The sequence below is a fragment of the Psychrobacter sp. ENNN9_III genome (assembly GCF_001462175.1).
Classification (GTDB): Bacteria; Pseudomonadota; Gammaproteobacteria; order Pseudomonadales; family Moraxellaceae; genus Psychrobacter.
Map to the genome: position 1 here is coordinate 1 of NZ_LNUO01000127.1, position 18,415 is coordinate 18,415.

Consider the following 18,415-nt stretch of genomic DNA (forward strand, 5'->3'; position numbering starts at 1 on the left):
CGTCTTACGTCGGAGGCTTTTGTTTATAGGATTATCGTACAATACTATTGTCGTACCATACTAAGACAAATACTTTAACTTTATCTTACTTACGTCATGACGATATTATGTCAAAGTCAAGCTATATAAGCAATATATCTACTCAACTGACCCGTCAATTCTGATTCTTAAGAACTGCTTACTTTGCATCTAACCGCTCTATTTTTCGCTGCATTTTATCTATTTTACTTTGATACTTTCTAATTCTGCGAAAACGATGGGCTTTTAGCACACCATCTATGCGGCGATCTATCAGACGGCGACGTGGAGGAAAGCCGCCCACTTGTGGTTCATTGTAGCCATGGAGTCGATTGTCACGGCGCCGCGTTACGTAACCCAAGCCACTTTCCATAATCATAAAAATTAACGCCAAAGTAATCATACCATACATAAATAAAGAGCCGCCTTCATGAAGACTTTGACCCAATATCGTAATAGAAAATACAAACAACAGCATAGGCTCAAGATAGCTTAGCGCGCCAAATAATGAGACAGGCAGTTTACTACTAGCAACCATAGAGAGCGACATTGCAAGCGCACTAAAAGCGCCAAGCAACGGTAACAGATACCAAAATTTACTGGTCTGTATCGCAACGCTAAAACCACCGCTGACATAAAGCATAATTAATACAACAGGCGTTAATAAAGCAAGATCAGACAATAAGCCAGTGACGGGCGGTACTGCCAGTTTACGCCGTAGTAGATAATATGGCGGATAACCCAAACATGCAAACAAGGTCACCCATGATATTGAGCCGTATTGAAATATATCATAACCAACCCCCATCGCTGCACATAGCGCTGCCACCCATTGTAGGATACTCATACGTTCATGATAAAAAAAACGCCCAATTACTATCATAATGAGTGGCAATAGAAAATAACCCAAAGTTACATCAAGACCATAACCGTTGACAGGTCCCCACATAAATAGCCAAATCTGCCCACCGAGTATTGGTGTTGGTAGTATGAATAACAACCAATCTTTCGGGGTCTTTAAAGTTTTTAGATAATCAAAAACGTGCTGCCACTGCTTGGTAAAACTGACCAATAATACCAGACTCAATAGCATCATTAGTACACGCCATGATGCTACCTGTGTACCTGATAAGGGCATCATAAACAACCCAAACAAGAACATAAATGCAAATAAAAAACTTGATATTACCGATGCAACGGTTCCCTGAAAAGTTTGATTGGTCGTAAGCATAACAGTAGCCTTAAAAAATAGAACTTTATGGGCATGATTGATAGAAAACTTAGAATATATAAAAACAAACAAAAGCCTCCAACGATAACGTCAGAGGCTTTTTTGTAGAAAAGTTACAAAGAACTAAACCAAAAAGCTATTCAACTAGACATTCATTCGTTCCACTTATTCTTCATCGATAACGTCATTGCTATCATTTGCTGTACTGTCACCCAATGTATGGTCATTTGCAATGTCAATAGACTCGCTTATGTCAGTATTCGCTGTATCATCAGTTGTACTACTTGTATCCACTTGCTCCTCTGACTCAAACGTTCCATCTTGTTTCATTGCATCAATCAGCTCATTGTCACTCTCTTCGTGCTCAACGCGTGCCATTGCCACCAGTTTTTCATCTTTAGATAACCGAATAAGCGTCACACCTTGGGTATTACGGCCCGCACTTGCAACATGTTCTACTGGCGTACGTACAAGCGTACCTTTGTCTGAGATTAGGATAATATCATCTTCAGGCTCAACCTTGGTAGCACGTACTAAAGCGCCATTACGCTGACTGGTCTTGATGGCGATAACACCGCCGCCGCCGCGATTTTGAGTATTAAATTCATCAATAAAGGTACGCTTACCAAAGCCATTTTCACAAGCGATTAGAATCTCACGTACGTCATCTTCAATGACAACTAACGACTTGATAAACTCATCATCAGCGAGACGCATACCGCGGACACCTTTTGCTGTACGGCCCATCGAACGTGCATCGTTTTCATCAAAACGGATGGCTTTACCACTTGAGGCAAACAGCATGACCTCTTGGCTACCATTAGTAATGCGCGCGCTTACTAATTTGTCACCGTCATCTAAACCAACTGCAATCAGACCATTAGAGCGAATGCTAGCAAACTGCTCAAGCTCTACCCGTTTCACTGTCCCATTGGCTGTGGCAAAGAATACAAAATGGCCAGTTACCTCGGACGTGGTTTGCGGTATTGGTAAAATAGTCGTCACCGTTTCATCACCGTTTAGACCGATCAGATTGACCAGAGGACGACCACGAGAGCCACGACTAGCAATAGGTACTTCAAAACCCCGTAAACTAAAGACACGTCCAGTATCAGTAAAGCACAGTACGGTTGCATGCGTCGAGGTCACGACTAAATGATCAATCACATCATCTTCTTTCATCGCGGTTGCAGACTTACCTTTGCCGCCGCGCTTTTGCGCGACATAATCATCAATCGGCTGAGTCTTAGCGTAGCCTGTGCGTGACACAGTCATGACGACGGTCTGTTCAGGAATAAGATCTTCACGGTTAAAATCAGTACGTGAGTCGATGATATCAGTACGACGCTCATCACCAAAGTTATCTCGGATTTCAATTAGCTCATTGGAGATGATGGTCATCAGCTTATCAAAGTCGCCAAGGATAGACTCTAAGTGTGCGATTTCACGTAATAGATCTTGATATTCTTCGGTCAGTTTGTCTTGCTCAAGACCTGTCAGACGATGCAACTGCATATCTAGAATTGCATTGACCTGTTCAAGTGATAAACGATAATGCTGCTCACCTTGACTCTGCTCTTCGATTAAACCAAACGGCGCTTTTGGATCTTCACCCTCAATAAACTCTGGTCGTACTGACTGACTACCAGCAGCAGTTAGCATCGCAACGACACTGCCTGAGCCCCACGTTTTATTGAGTAAGCTTTCACGTGCCATACCACGGTTTGCAGACGCTTTAATAGCGGCAATGATCTCATCAATATTCGCTAGTGCAACGGTTAGACCTTCGAGTAAATGACCTCGTACGCGGGCTTTATTTAGCTCATAAATCGTACGACGTGTCACCACTTCTTGACGATGGCGTACAAAAGCAGCAATCAGCTGACGCAAGGTCAGTAATTTTGGCTGACCATTGTCAAGTGCCACCATGTTGATACTAAAGCTTGATTCCAGCGGCGTTTGTAAAAACAAGTTATTTACGATAACTTCAGCAGTCTCACCGCGGCGCAAATCAATAGCAATACGCATACCTTCTTTATCAGACTCGTCACGTATCTCAGTAATGCCCTCTATTTTTTTATGCCCTCTATTTTTTTGTCACGGACAAGCTCTGCAATACGTTCAATAAGTTTTGCTTTATTAGTCTGATAAGGAACTTCGGTAAACACAATGCGTTCACGGTCACGGTTAACACCTGTATCGCTCATTGGCTCGATGATATAACGACCGCGTACATGCAGACGGCCTTTACCCGTACGATAAGCATCTAAAATGCCTGCACGGCCGTAGATAATACCACCTGTAGGAAAGTCAGGACCTGAGATATGCGTCATCAATTCTTCAGCTGAGACTTGTGGGTTATCTGCATAAACCAAGCATGCATTGATGACTTCAGTTAAATTGTGCGGTGCCATGTTGGTTGCCATGCCAACCGCAATACCTGTCGCACCATTAACGAGCAAGTTAGGAACACGCGCAGGCAAGACGCTTGGCATGCGCTCAGAGCCATCGTAGTTATCTTCCCAATCAACTGTGTCCTTATCCAAATCAGCAAGCATCTGATGGGTAAGCTTGGTCATACGTACTTCGGTATAACGCATAGCGGCCGGAGGATCATCATCGATTGAACCAAAGTTACCTTGGCCATCAACCATTGGATAACGCAAGCTAAAATCCTGCGCCATACGTACAATCGCATCATAAACCGCACTATCACCGTGTGGGTGATATTTACCAATGACGTCACCGACCACACGCGCTGACTTCTTATAAGGCTTATTATAATCATTAGACAGTACGTGCATGGCGTACATCACGCGGCGGTGTACTGGTTTGAACCCATCACGCACATCAGGCAGCGCGCGCGAGACGATCACGCTCATCGCATAATCCAAATAGGATTGCTTTAATTCATCCACGATGGCAATAGGACTGATCGAGTCGCTCATATACACTCCTTCACTCACATTCTTTTTCTAGCATTTAACACAGTTGAAGACACTCATAATCATACAAAAATAAAGGCGCATAAAAGCGTCAATATTAACAACAGGCAGACTATAAAAAGCACCATCAGGCGTGCAAAATAGTAGGAAAACGGTGATAGTTTTAAGGTTTAATAAAAGAAGCTATTTTAGCACAAATTTGCTGATTTAGGGGTATTTCACGGTCATTAAAATCTAGTAAAAATGCCGTTTGAGCGTTCATAATAGTATTTGTTTTTTAACGATAAAACAAAAAAACCACACCTAAGTAGATGCAGTTTTTATGCGTTTTTTATCATCGTTTATTCATCGTCTACGTGTGAACAAATCTATTACGTGCGTCCTATTATGATTGTCTAAAGTTTTGCTCAAAGAACTCACGCGCAGCTTGAGTACAAGAGGCACTGGCTAATCCGCCATGATAGCTGGCTAGTACCGCAGCACTTGCTGCTTGTGCTAGTAACTCTGGGTCGGTGACTCCTGCTGACTGCGCATCTGCAATAGCTTGATTCTGAACTGCCGTCAAAGTCGTGGCAAATCTATTTTGGATATTATCGATTGTATCTGTATTCATCCAAGCGTTGCTCATAGCAGCACTGCCGATCGATAACACTGTGTTTTGATCGCGATCATCGTCATTGGTTGCGTCCACATCTAATACAGTAATGTTTAGACTGGCGGCAGGACTCATACTCGCTTGTTGCAGTATCGCCGACATAGAGCCTGTATTTAGGTCATAGTATACGGTTGGATCTTGATTACCACCGCATATTAGCGTTGGTATTTTGGGAATATAACCGCGTAGATCATTAGCTTTTAGGGCTTTACGTAAGTTGTTTTGTGGACTGTCTGCTGGAAGTACACCCGTTTTAGCTATCAGGCTATCAGGGTTTTGTAGCGCATCGGCTACATAAGTGGTGCGAAAATCCGTTTTGATAAGATAGTTATCATCGGCAAATCCTAAGAACGCAAACGGGACAGTCGGTGGCCGTAACATATCAAGTGTAGGGTTGTTTTCGGGATTATCCTCAAACAATGCGTTATCTGGCAGCTTGTTAGCCGCGACCAGCTCTCCAAAGCTCAATAAGCTTGGTAGCTGAGTGTTTGAATAGTTTGTCGTAAAGATATCTGTGCTATTTTGATAGATGTTTTTATACTTCTTTTGTAGTCCTGTTGCCAGTAGCGGTGCAAACCGAGTCGCGCCGATATTGACGTTGCCTGAAAATATAGTATCGCCAAAAGCTGCCAAAGCGTAAGGTCCTGATGATGGCGCTATCGCTGTTACAGATTTGCCTTGTTGCTCCAATAGCCTTGCTGCGGCCATGGCCACATAGCCACCTTGCGAATAACCACTAATAAACAGTTCGCCAGAGTCGTCGATATTGGTGTACTTAGTATCATTGCTACGCTGCTGCTTTTTGATTATCACACGCGCGCTATCTAGGGCATCAACCATATCAGTCGACTGTTGATCTGCAACTAGGTAAGGATGATAATCAAGCTCAGAATCATCATAGCCAGCATAGTTGGGCGCGACCACGATATAACCTTGCGCCGCAAAATTTGCTGCTATAAGGGTTGCCTCTGATCCTGCCGGATTTTGCGGATTACCTACTTGACTAAAATCATAGGTTTTTTCAGTAGTGGTGCCATGAGCATAGAGCAATACAGGTCGATCGCCTTGACAGTCGGCACTATCACCACTTGGCAACATTAGCGCCGCTGTTGCATTGGTACGCTCGCCTGCAGCTCCCACTGTCGGATAGCTGACTTTTTCTATTTTGATGTCACACTTTGCAGCAGGTGTTGCAGTGTTCTTTAGACCAAAACCACCATCTATCTGTGCTTTATTAAATGTGTTAATAGTCTGAACGGATGTAATATACTCAGTGGTGATCGTGGTGTCATCGTCTCCGCAACCGGCCATTAATAATAAGCTACTTGCTACGGCGACTGATAGCATGCATCTCACCATAGTTGGTTTGGATGATTTTGTTGAGATACTAATAGAGTTTGTTTGCTGAACACCCATAGAAGTGACTGGAGCGATCTTGCTATCTTTATTATGATTGGATTCAAATTTAGACATAATTGCTATCCTTAGCAGTGATAAAGCGAAAATTGTCAGACGTCCACGTCCTTGGCAGTTGACCAAAACCTACTTTATATAAAGATAACATAACTATTGTTATCTCTTATACCTTATTGTTTATACCGTAAACGGTGATGAAAAGCTACTTAAAACCATGTAATCTGCTGTCACACAATTATTTGTTAATTGCCCATATCTGATGCGTGCATACAGACTAGAATGTGACGCTGACGACATGAAAATTAAGGTTATGGTAGACAAAAAATTTCTACTCGTTACACTACCCCTTTATATTATAAGTCCTTGTTATAATCTTTCTTATTAATCCTTATAAAATAGGCATTTATTGTTATGGATATCATCCTTGTTATTGTCTGGATTTTGGCTATGATACTGTACAGTTTTTCTAGTGACTATGCTGTCAGCTTTCCAAACCATCATTATCGTGCGCTACCCTTTGTGCGCTGGGGCTCATTACTGATTGCGATGGTATTATCTGGTTACTTAGCACAAGCCTACCAAGACAACTTACAAGGCAATGGTATTTGGGTGTTTATTGTCGTGGTGTTTGTCATTATCACCTTAGCAAAACTGGTATTCAAATGGGTGATTAATAGACGACGATAAAGCCATTAACGATTGATATATCCATAAAACATCACCTTCTACATCAATAAATAGCAGACTCAAAAGTAATGATAAATGATGACAATCAATTGACAGCACTAAACGATGAACGTACCGACCGCAGCTTCGATGCGATTGCCGATCATTTTGAAAAAAAGGTGTATGGTGGTTTAAAGGGTGATATCCGTCTGGCTGTCTTACGCCGTGACATCTTTGGTTATGTCGAACAGCTGAGTCAAAAGCTGGGACGACCATTGCGTATTTTAGATGTAGGCGCTGGGCTTGCCCAGATTGCAACAGAACTTGCTATTCAAGGTCATACAGTCGTCATCAATGACATATCTGCTAACATGATCGACAAAGCCAGAGCAAATGCAGAACAGACTGGTAAAAACCTCGATATAACATGGTGTGTCTGTCCCTATCAGGCGCTTGAAGCTAAACTAGGGTCAGATAAACTAACGACAGACTCTACAGATAAATTTGATGTCATACTGTGTCATGCGCTACTTGAGTGGCTTGCAGACCCAAGAGCAGTGATGGATTTCTTTGATCAGCAGCTGGCGACTGATGGCGTCTTGTCATTATGTTTTTATAATCCAGCAAGCTTTGACTACCGAAACTTGATCATGGGTAATTTTAATTTGCTTGACACCTTACTTGATAAGGCTGACTATCAAGCGGACAATAACAAAAGTTTGACGCCCAATTATCCTGTTGCCAAGCAGGAAGTAGCTTCATGGTTACAACAACATGAGTATCAAATCATATCAGAGAGTGGTCTGCGCGTGTTTCATGACTATGCACCATTAAAGCGTGGCGGACATAACGACCCTGACGCAGTCATTAGAATGGAGCTACGCTACTCACAACAAGAGCCTTATAAATGGCTCGGTCGTTATTTGCATATAATGGCGACTCGCAAAACTTAATTTTAATAGCCGTTTTGTTGTAGCTCTCTTATCGCATTGAAAATATTGTTTCATTGGAATATTGATCAGTATCGATTATGCTCTTATTTCTTAATCTATAAATGACCTATCATATTCTGACCAAGTAGTAGCATTGATCTCTTTTTCATCAAACACGACCACATGCTCTAACAAAGGTAGTATGCCAATATGCGACCCAATCTCATGGTTATGATGACTTGCGACTAAGGATAAAACCGTCTGCCCATCATCGAGTTGCAAACGATATAGATAGTTGGCACCGCGAAACACACGTCCAACGACTAATGCCGTCTGCGTACTGTCATCATCGTGAATGATATCATCAGGACGCACCAATACTTTGATCGGCGTGCCATTAGGATAGTCATACTCGCAATACTGCGGCTGCCCCAGTTCATCATAGACCTCCATACGCCGATAGATATCACCAAGCGCGGTCTCGACATGTCCCTCTTTAATGATGCCATCTATCATGGCTCCTTCACCAACAAACTCAGCAACAAATGGACTGATTGGCTCATGGTATAGCTCACTTGGCGTGGCCCACTGTACCAGCTTACCTCTGTGCATCACCCCTACTTTGTCTGCAATCGCAAAGGCTTCGTTTTGATCATGAGTTACCAGTATCGCTGTGGTGTTGGTACGTTTAAGAATATCACGTACATTCATCGCCAGTGATTCGCGCAGTACTACATCAAGATTTGAAAATGGCTCATCAAGTAACAATAATTGGGGCTTGGGCGCTAAGGCACGTGCTAGAGCAACTCGCTGCTGCTGACCACCTGAAAGCTCACTTGGACGCTTGTTGGCATGCTCATTTAACTCAACCAGATCTAACATCTCAGTCACGCGTGCTTTTTTGTCAGCGGCTGACCAACTGTTCAGACCAAAAGCAATATTTTTTGCCACACTTAGGTGCCCAAACAATGCATAGTCTTGAAACACCATTCCCATGCCGCGCTTAGCTGGTGCAACGGCAAAAGATGTACGTGCTGTCTGTTCTGTTAGCCTCTGACCATTTAAGCTAATAAAGCCTTGGCGCGTAGGCTCTAACCCAGCGATGGCACGTAACGCTGTGGTTTTACCGCAGCCACTATAGCCCAAGAAGCAACCAATCTCACCTTGCTGCAGCGTTAAAGACATTTTATCAACGACAGTGGTATTATCATAACCGACAACTAAGCCTCTCACACTAAGATAAGGCTTATCATGCATCTCTATCGATTCATGCTGCTTGGACTGCGGCGTAATAACTGCACAGGTAGAAGCTTGCCGAGTATTGGTAGGCATGACTTTTTTGCCAGTAAATTTTGGTTTGGAGTGATCTGTTCGGTCTGCTGAGTCTTTGATCAGGTCGGTATGCATAGATGTTACCAATGAGCGATAGAGATAAAATAAGTAATACGATAAAAGTAATGATGAATGTCAATTGAACATAGCTATATATAGTACGCTACAAGACATAGTACGTTAAATCAGAATGACGATATAGTAGATTTCACGTACTATGACTACGCTAGCTATTTTTGTCACTTTGACGTAGCAATATCCATACTGGAATCAGTCCGACAAGTACGATAAGTAAGCTTGGTAACGCAGCCCTTGCCCACATCCCCTCACTAGTCATCTCAAACACACGTACTGCCAGCGTATCCCAGCCCTGTCGGCGCGTCATAAGCGTAATCGGCATCTCTTTCATGACTTCTACAAAACCCATTAACAAAGCGGTCAACATGCCTGGTTTGAGTATCGGCAATACCACCTGACGCCAGCGCTGTAATGGACTATCACTGAGCAGCTTTGCAGCCGCCTCTTGATTGACCGTCAAACGCTGTAGCTGACGGTCGATAGGCTGGAAACTGACCGTCATAAAGCGGGTTGAGAGCGCAAGTAGCATGACAATAACACTTCCTGATAGCACTTGCTTTGAGGTAACTCCGATAGCGATCAGTTGATTATCAACCCAAGCAATCGGAATAAAAACCCCTACAGCTAGTACTGTGCCTGGCACGACATAACCTAAATTGGCTAAAGTGGTCATCAGCTTCGTTGTTTTGTCAGAATACTGACGCTTAATCCATGCAACGATGATAGCAAGCAAAGCAATAAGTAGCGTCGTCATACTGGCAATCATCAAACTATTGGTGACAAAATCAATGTAACGTGCATCGAAATCATGACGAAAATTCGTCGCTGTCCAATAGGACAGTTGTAAAAACGGTATGAGAAAGGCTACTGAAAATATGAGCGTACACAGCAGCGTCATTGTAAGCTTTGCAGGTGTACTGGCCTCTAAGCGGCGATTGCTCCCTTGGGTGACTGCATTACCACGCCTTGCTTGCCAATACTGCTCAAACAATACCACAATAAATACCACACCGATCAATAAAGCGGCCAATTGCGCTGCCGTGGTTAAACTAAAAAACCCAAACCAAGCTTTATAAATAGCCGTGGTAAAGGTATCGACGTTAAATACCGAAACGGCACCAAAATCTGCCAAAGTCTCCATGGTCGCTAACAACAGCCCACCGATAATCCAAGGCAGCGCTTGCGGTAGAGCCAAGCGAAACAACACTCGACTGCGGCTAAGCCCCAGCATCTGACCTGCTTCTATCGCACGCCGACCTTGAGATAAAAACGCTTGCCTTGCCAGCAAATACACATAAGGATAAAAGGCCAATGACAATATTAGCCCAGCACCCCAAACATTACGTACTGAAGGTATCACAGTGCTGATGCCCAAATCCCGTAGTCCCGTCTGTAACGGTCCACTAAAATCAACTATTCCCACTGTCACAAACGCTAGCACATAAGCTGGCATGGCTAATGGCAACATTAGCGCCCACGAAAAAAACCGCTGTCCTGGAAAGCGGTACATGCTAGTTATCCATGCCAACGTCGTACCAATACTGCCAGCAATAACGGTCACCATAAGCAGTAAGATGGCCGTATTTTTGAGGACTTGCGGTAGCACATAATCTGTCATATGTGACCAGATGTCTGCAACTGGCTGCGTCCAAGCAAAAAGGACAATTAAAATTGGGATGAGCATAAACGACGAAATCAGCCCTAAGACTGATTTTGAAATAACACGCTTACCGACTATACGCTCTTGACGAACAATACGAGTAACACTGGCAGGGCTATCTTTGACAGTACTGTCTTCACTAGCAGACGCTTTTGTCATTGTCATAATATAGATATTACCCTGTCAGACGCGTATAAACTAAACCTAGCAACAGATTATTTATAACCTGCTTTGTCCATCATCTGGATTGCTTGTGTCTGTAGTTCGCCAAATTTTTGCACATTGATATCGTCTTGTTTGAACGTGCCCCAAGATCTGAGCATGTCTGACTCATCAACGCCTTCTTTTACTGGGTACTCTTTGTCAGAGCTGGCATAAATACCTTGCGCTTCATCAGAAGACAACCATTCTATTAGTTTAAGCGCACCATCTGGATTGTCTGAATTGGTGGTCACGCCAGCGCCAGAGATGTTTACATGTGTGCCTGTTGTACCTTGGTTTGCCCAAAATATCTCGACAGGGAAGTCAGGCTTTTCATCAAGTATACGGCCATAGTAATAACTGTTAGCAATACCAACTTCACATTGACCCGCAGCGATGGCTTCTAACATACTGGTATCATCACTAAATACGTCAGTCGCTAGATTATCGACCCATCCACGAATAACCTCTTCTGTCTTTTCTTCGCCCAAATGCTCCATCATACTAGCGACAAGCGATTGGTTATAGACCTTTTTAGAGGTACGCAAGCACAGTTTACCTTTCCACTTTGGATCAGCCAAATCTGCATACGTCGATAACTCATCAGCATTGACTTTGCTTGGATCATAAAATATCGTGCGTGCACGTAGCGACAGACCTGTCCACTGACCTTTTGGATCTCGGTATTTAGCAGGAACATTACTTTCAAGTACCGTAGAAGCGACTGGCTGCAATAATCCTTGCTGTGCTGCTTGCCATAAGTTCCCAGCATCGACCGTCAATAACATATCGGCCGGTGTGTTTTGACCTTCAGCTTGTAAGCGTGCCATTAATGGACCCGTCTTGTCAGTAACCAGCTCGATTTTTACGCCTGTCTCTTCGGTATACTTGTCTAACAATGGCTTAATAAGCTGCTCATTACGTGACGAATAAATCGTCACCACTTGATCATCACCTGAAGTCGCTACGGTACTATCACTAGTGGCCTCTTCAGTTGTCGGCGTTTGCGTCTCTGCGTCTTCAGCTGGAGTAGATGCGTTATTACAACCCACTAGACCCATCATCATGCCAAAGACAGCAACAGATAAAGTAGCCTTAACAGGGCGAGTTAGCGACAGACGTTCAGCAACCGCGTTCGATGACATGGTCTTCTCCATAATAGTATAAAAGATAAGTGAGATAGTTTAGATGATGAGCAATTAGGTAGGCGTTTATACTGCTAAAACAATGATAAAAACCAGAAACAATATACTAATAGAAATGAGATTAATTATCAATACATTATTTCGACTGGTTCTGCCCCCAAAAAGTACAGTTTATAGAGAGTTTTATTCTATTCATTTTATATTAGCCATTGACCCAAAATCACGTTTACAGCAGCTTCTGTGCGTAAGATTCGAGGGCCTATATTTACTGCTTTGCATCCCTGCTTACATAGCAGTTCAATCTCATAATCAACCCAGCCCCCTTCAGCTCCGATGCAAACCACATCTGGCCGCTGAACTCTTGCAGAAGATATAGACTCTACAGGCAGTTGTTGTAGATATTGCGAAAAGGCCAAATCGCTATAAGGATGAGCGATTATAGCGTCATGAGTAATCAGACTGGGCAGCTGATCTTCGACGAACGGTTTAAAACGTTTTTGTAAAGAAATGCGCGGCGCTATCGTATCGACCCCTTGCTGCAGACCTTCTAATACAAATTCATCAAGCCGCATCAGTAGCGGACTTTGCCAATAGCTCTTTTGGGTACGGTAACTATTAATCAGAATAATATGACAAACACCCAATGCGGTCATGTCCATGATCAAGCGCCGTAGTACTTTAGGCCGTGGCAATGCCAAAATCACAGTAACCTCTAATTTGGCTGGTGACGGAGTATCGAGCTGTACCTCACGTAGCTGTATGTTACTAGGTGACATATCGTCAATAACTGCTGTACCAAGATTGCCACCAAGCTGACCGATTTTGAGCGTCGCACCAACTTGTAGCTTTAATACCTTATTGATGTGTTCGATTTGTACAGGCGAGTTAATCTGTGCATAAGGCGGTGCAATATCAGATGCAGGCAACAAAATACAATTCATAGAGCAGATCGCTTAATAAAAATAAGAGTGAACGACGATTAGAGATATGGCTGGTCGGCCTGAGGATACACGCTAGAAAACTTTTCAATTGTCTCTTCTATCATCGCTAGCTGACGGGGTAATACTGCCTGCTCCTGAATGGTCATCTGCTTACCTGCCTGTCCCGCTCGTTTGGCAGTCTCTAAATGACCCAGCCAAAACTGTAGCTGTTGATATATCATCTCATCATCGCTTTTAGAGTCGTTTATTAGATGCTCGTCACTGTCGATTGCTTGATAAAAATGATTGTTTGGTTGATATAAAGCACCAGCGCTTGCCAGCTTATCTACGACGCTTTGACATGATTGAGTATACTGCCCCATAAGTACTGGCGTGCCCACACTCATAGGCTCCACAGGATTATGGCCGCCGATGTCAACGATAGAACCACCAACAAGCGCTACATCTGCTTGTGCATACCATCGCATCAGCTCACCCATACTATCAGCCAGATAAACCTGCGTTTTTGTAGTGATGTCTTCGTCCTGACTACGCCTTGCCATTTGCAAACCTGTTTCGCTAATGAGCTCTGCCACCTCATCAAAGCGCTCAGGATGTCTGGGTACGATGATAAGTAGGGTCGTAGACAGCTCCGCTATATCTAATAGCTGCTGGTGCAGCGCTAACGCCATACTTTCTTCACCGCTATGAGTGCTCGCCGCTATCCAAACTGGACGGTCTATAAACTGCAAATCAGACAGATTCGACAGTTTATTATTAGCACCATCTTCTTCGACCTTATCAGTTGCTAGTCTGGAATCAGTGACGTTTTTGGAATTGGTAGTTTTAGGCGTATTGATGACCCATTTAAGTGAGCCTGCAACGCGTATCTGCGCACTATCTGCTCCCAACTGCCGGAAGCGTTTAGCAGAGTCACTATCTTGCGCGATGATTAAACTGAGGTTTTGCATCATGCTAGCACTTACGGCACTTATTTTTTGATAGCGGGTAAAAGATGCTGCCGATAGTCGCCCATTTACCAGAATGCTAGGAATGTCTTTTTGCGATAAAGTGGCTAAAATGTTTGCCCACAATTCAGTTTCGACAAACAACGCAGCGACAGGCTGTACATGCGCCAAAAATGTCTCGATAACGGCGGGCGTATCTACTGGTACATAGCTGTGACTCATCCGACCTTGAGCAATCTCCTCCGCGAAACGACTGGCACCGCGCGCGTGACCCGTCTGTGTGGTGTTGGTTAGCCATATATTATAGCCTTGTGCCAATAGAGCGTCGAGCAAGGGCGCGACTGTATTGGTCTCCCCTAGCGAGACGGCATGACACCAAATTGTTTTATCATTACGAGTATCGCTCGTTACCGGACGCGGTGGATACTGCTTGCCAAAGCGCTGCGCAACTTCTTGTTGATAATTGTCACGACTGCGCGAACGACGCCAAACCTGCATGCGATACAATGGCTTTAGTAGCGTGATAGCAAGCTGATAATACCAAGGTGGCATACGAGTAGTGCGTTTGATTGGCGCAGCACTACTTAACGCATAGTTATCTAGCGTATGATTGTCCAGCGTATCGTTATCAAAATCTTTTTGAGCTGCTGATGGCTCAGACTCAGTAGAAGGCGGTACAGAAGGTGATGGCATGGAAAAGCCCAGTTTTGTGATAGATAAAATGACAAGTTAGACAGTCAACCGTTGATAAATTCTACCGTAAATCATAAAAAAGCCATACAACTTAGTGACTAAGTGCGCAGAAAATCGTATGGTCTACTAATTATTGTCTCATGACATCGTTAAATAGCCAGTCTAAAACCTTACAACACGATCAGTGAGTGCTTGATTATTATACAAATACAATGAGCAATATTGCACCAAGTACCACTACTCCTAGCAATACTTGATAACGCTTAATACTATGCTGCTCTTGTTTTTGCGATGTGATTAATGTTTGAGCTTGTTGCCACTTAGCCACCAGATCTGCTGCTTCTTTATGGCCATTTTTAGCCGCTTCCTCTAACCAATACTGACCGCTACTCACCTCTTGCGGCACGCCGATACCTTGATAGTACATTTTACTAAGTAAACGCTGAGCACGGACATCTTTCTTGTTTGCCGCTTGTTTGACCCAGTCTGTCCCTACTACTTTACTGGCTTCTGCATCGGCTATTTGCCCCTCATTGAGTAACTCGTACATAGCCAATCGTAGCATCGCAGTTGTATTACCAGATTCAGCAGAATTTTGCAGTCGTGTTAAGGCTTGCTGCCGTGCTACCTGATGCCGCTTTGAAAACTTTACTTGGTCACGCGGCTTATTTTGCCGATCAATATGACGCTCGAATTGATCCAGTATTTTGCACGCTTGCAAATAGTCATCGTGGCCCGTAGCTTGTGGCACTTCGATCTTATCTAACTCTATAAGCAACTGAGTAAATATTTCAGGCGTTTTGGCTTGTGCTAGAGGCTTAACCTCTTGAGCTTTGTGTTGATGATGCTCAGAGGTTTTGTCTTTAAGAGTCGCTACTTGTCCAATATCTAACGGTTTAGAATAGCGCTCTAAGGGCGCCTTATCTAGCGTCTTGCTAGCGATATTATTGGCTTGTGGTAAACGCGCGTTTACCGCTTGATAAAGTCCGCTAGCAATTTGCCCACCTTGTACCGCCTGAAACTGCCGATCAATATGACCAAACAAACGTAGCCCTATCGGCTCCAATGCAAAGAATATATTAGCGTTATTATCAGAATGGTCTTCGTACACCACAGCCATGGATTGATAAAAATCATCTGCAATCAACGGTAGCGTGTCAAAACGCTTTTTTAGCTCAAACTGTCCATACCAATGTGGTTCGCTTTGCCACTGGTGCGCCAGCACTCGCCCTGCATAAAATGCCATAAACAGTAATAAGTTGCGATAACGCTCATCAGTCAGCAGTGCAACCTCATTTAAGCCTTCAGATTGATCTTTTGTCTTTGAAAGATCGCGGCGTATCTGTAAAATCAGCGTATCTACTCGCTGTAAGCTGGCGAGCGATTCATCCAATTGACACTCATGCAACTGCTCCTCATAAGCGATACCACCTGCAATAGGACGATCTGCTATAAAATCTTGCCAGTAGCCTTCTGCCATATGATCAAGTGACGTTTTAGGGATCTTAGCTAAAGTAGCATCTGACGTAGCAAGCATGGAGTAGGCATATCCTTTTAATAAAAATCACAAATGGCATTACTAGATTAAGTATCAGTTATACAAAGATAATAGCGGCTACAATAGAGGACTAAACAGACGTACTACATTGTCAAATAAACGCTCGGAACCGCGGCGCTGCTGCCACTCTTTTAGACTTAAAAATCGGCAGCTTTGCAAATAAGTATCTTGGCAGTCAGCGACTTGAGCAACCATCTCAGGTGTATAAATAGCCAAACTGACCTCCATATTTAAATAAAAGCTACGCATATCGATGTTCACTGTACCAAACAGACAATAATCATCATCGATGACTACCGTCTTGGCATGTAATAGTCCACCTTGGAATAATGCAATCTTTACGCCAGCTTCAAGCAGCTCTTGATAATACGCTTGTGACGCATGCTGCACTAAAAACGAATCTACCTTTTCTGGGATAATCAAGGTCACATCGACACCGCGCTTTGCTGCTGTTTCTAATGCTCCTGACAGCGCTTCATCTGGTACAAAGTAAGGCGTCGTAATTTGAATACGCTTATTGGCGCGGTGAATAATAGTCACTAAGGTATTGTAAATAACATGAGCGGTCACTTGCGGCGCTGAAGGAATAAGCTGCGCGACGACATCATCAACCACAGGCATTTGCGGTATCGCAATCGACTTCGACCCTGGTACGGTAGGTATATAATTATCCAAATCATCAACGAGCACCTGTATGCGGCTGTTAATATCGTTGATGGTTGGATTTAATACATACAACTTACGAGTATAGCTATTTACCCGCTTATCTAGCGCATCTAGATTGTCATTATTTTCAGCGCCGATATCAGTAATGACAACTTTGGCCATGGCCGTAGCTATGCTAATTGGCTGCTGACTAACGCTGCGCATCATCACATCAACCCACTGCCCAACGCCTTTGTCTTGTTTAAAAAACTTGGGATCCACCAAATTAAAACTACCGGTATAACCGATATACTCGTCGATCACCACAATCTTACGATGATTGCGCAAATCAGAGCGTTTAAATAATGTCTTAAACAACCCTACTGGTAGCGACTGGTGTACAAACACGCCTGCCCGCTCCAATGATCGATGCTCAGAGCTATTAAAAAAGCTGAAACTACCGACACTGTCTATTAATATATGACACTCTACTCCGCGTTTGGCGGCAGCAGCTAGAGACTCTAGCACCTCTAAGACTTGGCCTTTGGGATAAATAATATAAAACTCTATGAGAATGGTACGCTTAGCATTATCGATATCACTAATAAGGTGATTGAAAAACGCTCTAGATGAAGTTAGCAGTTGCATCCGATGACCAGCGAACACGCCAAATCCTGTCCAGCGTGTACCGATACGACTCACGCCCCGATAGTTAATCGGCAACAAATCTTGTCCTTGATCGAACACCATCCGCTCACGTGCTGCCATGTCGTTCATTAGCAAACTTGCTTGATCCACACGCTGGCGATAACGACGACCAATCATCGGTTCGCCGACCAGAACATAGGCTATAAACCCAAACACTGGTAGCATGTATAGAACGGCTATCCATGCAATAGCCACTCCAATATTGCGCTGTACCGAAACAACACGCAACGTCATAACCACCATTAGTATGATGTGTAACAACAGTCCTAAACCTGCAAAGTTACCCCAAGACCACGATGCAAGGTGCTGCTCAGTCGCTAAAGATTCTATAACCGCCTCCCTCACTCTACACAGAACAGAATATGAATATAAAGTATTAATAACTACTCTCTATGGCTTAGTAGTATAGTAGTTTTTTATTATCAAACAATGGATAACGATAACAAGCCACTTTTAATACGAGCAATTTAATAAATCATCTTCATGTTGTACTATGATAAAAACCTTTGCTTAACATATATTTATTCAAGGTGTTTTAATCACTTATTATTATAAACTGCTGCTACCAGAGCTCATGATTACAATCTATTTTGAATTATTTGAAATTTTTATAAAATACTATTTGACAGGCAGATGTAAATCTA

Annotated in this window: 11 protein-coding genes and 1 pseudogene; 2 read left to right on the forward strand and 10 right to left on the reverse strand. The window is 43.4% G+C overall.

The features are described 5' to 3' along the window. Positions 1-178: 178 nt before the first annotated feature. From rarD to PENNN9_RS07690, 3 genes and pseudogenes are all read right to left on the reverse strand, one after another. Entirely contained in the window at positions 179-1,249 is a 1,071-nt protein-coding gene (rarD, locus tag PENNN9_RS07680; protein WP_058369113.1) for an EamA family transporter RarD, read from the reverse strand. A 165-nt stretch (positions 1,250-1,414) separates the two neighbouring features. Then, positions 1,415-4,197, reverse strand: a pseudogene (gyrA, locus tag PENNN9_RS07685) (DNA gyrase subunit A). A gap of 382 nt (positions 4,198-4,579) precedes the next feature. Beyond that, entirely contained in the window at positions 4,580-6,322 is a 1,743-nt protein-coding gene (locus PENNN9_RS07690) for an alpha/beta hydrolase family protein (RefSeq protein ID WP_058369114.1), read from the reverse strand. Positions 6,323-6,676: 354 nt separating this feature from the next. Here PENNN9_RS07690 and PENNN9_RS07695 point away from each other — a divergent pair, with 354 nt between their 5' ends. Then, the gene (locus tag PENNN9_RS07695; protein WP_058369115.1) at positions 6,677-6,952 is read left to right on the forward strand and encodes a hypothetical protein; all 276 of its coding nucleotides are present in this window, start codon (positions 6,677-6,679) and stop codon (positions 6,950-6,952) included. Between the two features lie 68 nt (positions 6,953-7,020). Continuing rightward, positions 7,021-7,884, forward strand: a complete 864-nt coding sequence (locus PENNN9_RS07700) for a methyltransferase domain-containing protein (RefSeq protein ID WP_058369116.1) — start codon at positions 7,021-7,023, stop codon at positions 7,882-7,884. 90 nt (positions 7,885-7,974) lie between these two features. Here the strand turns inward: PENNN9_RS07700 and PENNN9_RS07705 are convergent, their stop codons facing one another. From PENNN9_RS07705 to PENNN9_RS07735, 7 genes are all read right to left on the reverse strand, one after another. After that, complete coding sequence (locus PENNN9_RS07705) at positions 7,975-9,120, reverse strand: ABC transporter ATP-binding protein (RefSeq protein ID WP_058369122.1); 1,146 nt, start codon at positions 9,118-9,120, stop codon at positions 7,975-7,977. A gap of 301 nt (positions 9,121-9,421) precedes the next feature. Then, complete coding sequence (locus PENNN9_RS07710) at positions 9,422-11,092, reverse strand: ABC transporter permease (protein WP_227511763.1); 1,671 nt, start codon at positions 11,090-11,092, stop codon at positions 9,422-9,424. A gap of 56 nt (positions 11,093-11,148) precedes the next feature. After that, the gene (locus tag PENNN9_RS07715; protein WP_058369118.1) at positions 11,149-12,279 is read right to left on the reverse strand and encodes a Fe(3+) ABC transporter substrate-binding protein; all 1,131 of its coding nucleotides are present in this window, start codon (positions 12,277-12,279) and stop codon (positions 11,149-11,151) included. 197 nt (positions 12,280-12,476) lie between these two features. After that, positions 12,477-13,220 carry a 16S rRNA (uracil(1498)-N(3))-methyltransferase gene (locus tag PENNN9_RS07720; RefSeq protein WP_058369119.1) on the reverse strand — a complete coding sequence of 248 codons (744 nt, stop codon included), beginning with the start codon at positions 13,218-13,220 and terminating at the stop codon, positions 12,477-12,479. Between the two features lie 38 nt (positions 13,221-13,258). Further along, positions 13,259-14,860 (reverse strand): 3-deoxy-D-manno-octulosonic acid transferase, encoded by a 1,602-nt coding sequence (locus PENNN9_RS07725; protein ID WP_227511761.1) that lies wholly within the window; start codon positions 14,858-14,860, stop codon positions 13,259-13,261. A gap of 199 nt (positions 14,861-15,059) precedes the next feature. Beyond that, positions 15,060-16,397, reverse strand: coding sequence for a tetratricopeptide repeat protein (locus tag PENNN9_RS13100; protein WP_058369120.1), 1,338 nt, complete (start codon positions 16,395-16,397; stop codon positions 15,060-15,062). Between the two features lie 78 nt (positions 16,398-16,475). Then, positions 16,476-18,116, reverse strand: coding sequence for a cardiolipin synthase (locus tag PENNN9_RS07735; protein WP_058369121.1), 1,641 nt, complete (start codon positions 18,114-18,116; stop codon positions 16,476-16,478). Positions 18,117-18,415: the final 299 nt, after the last annotated feature.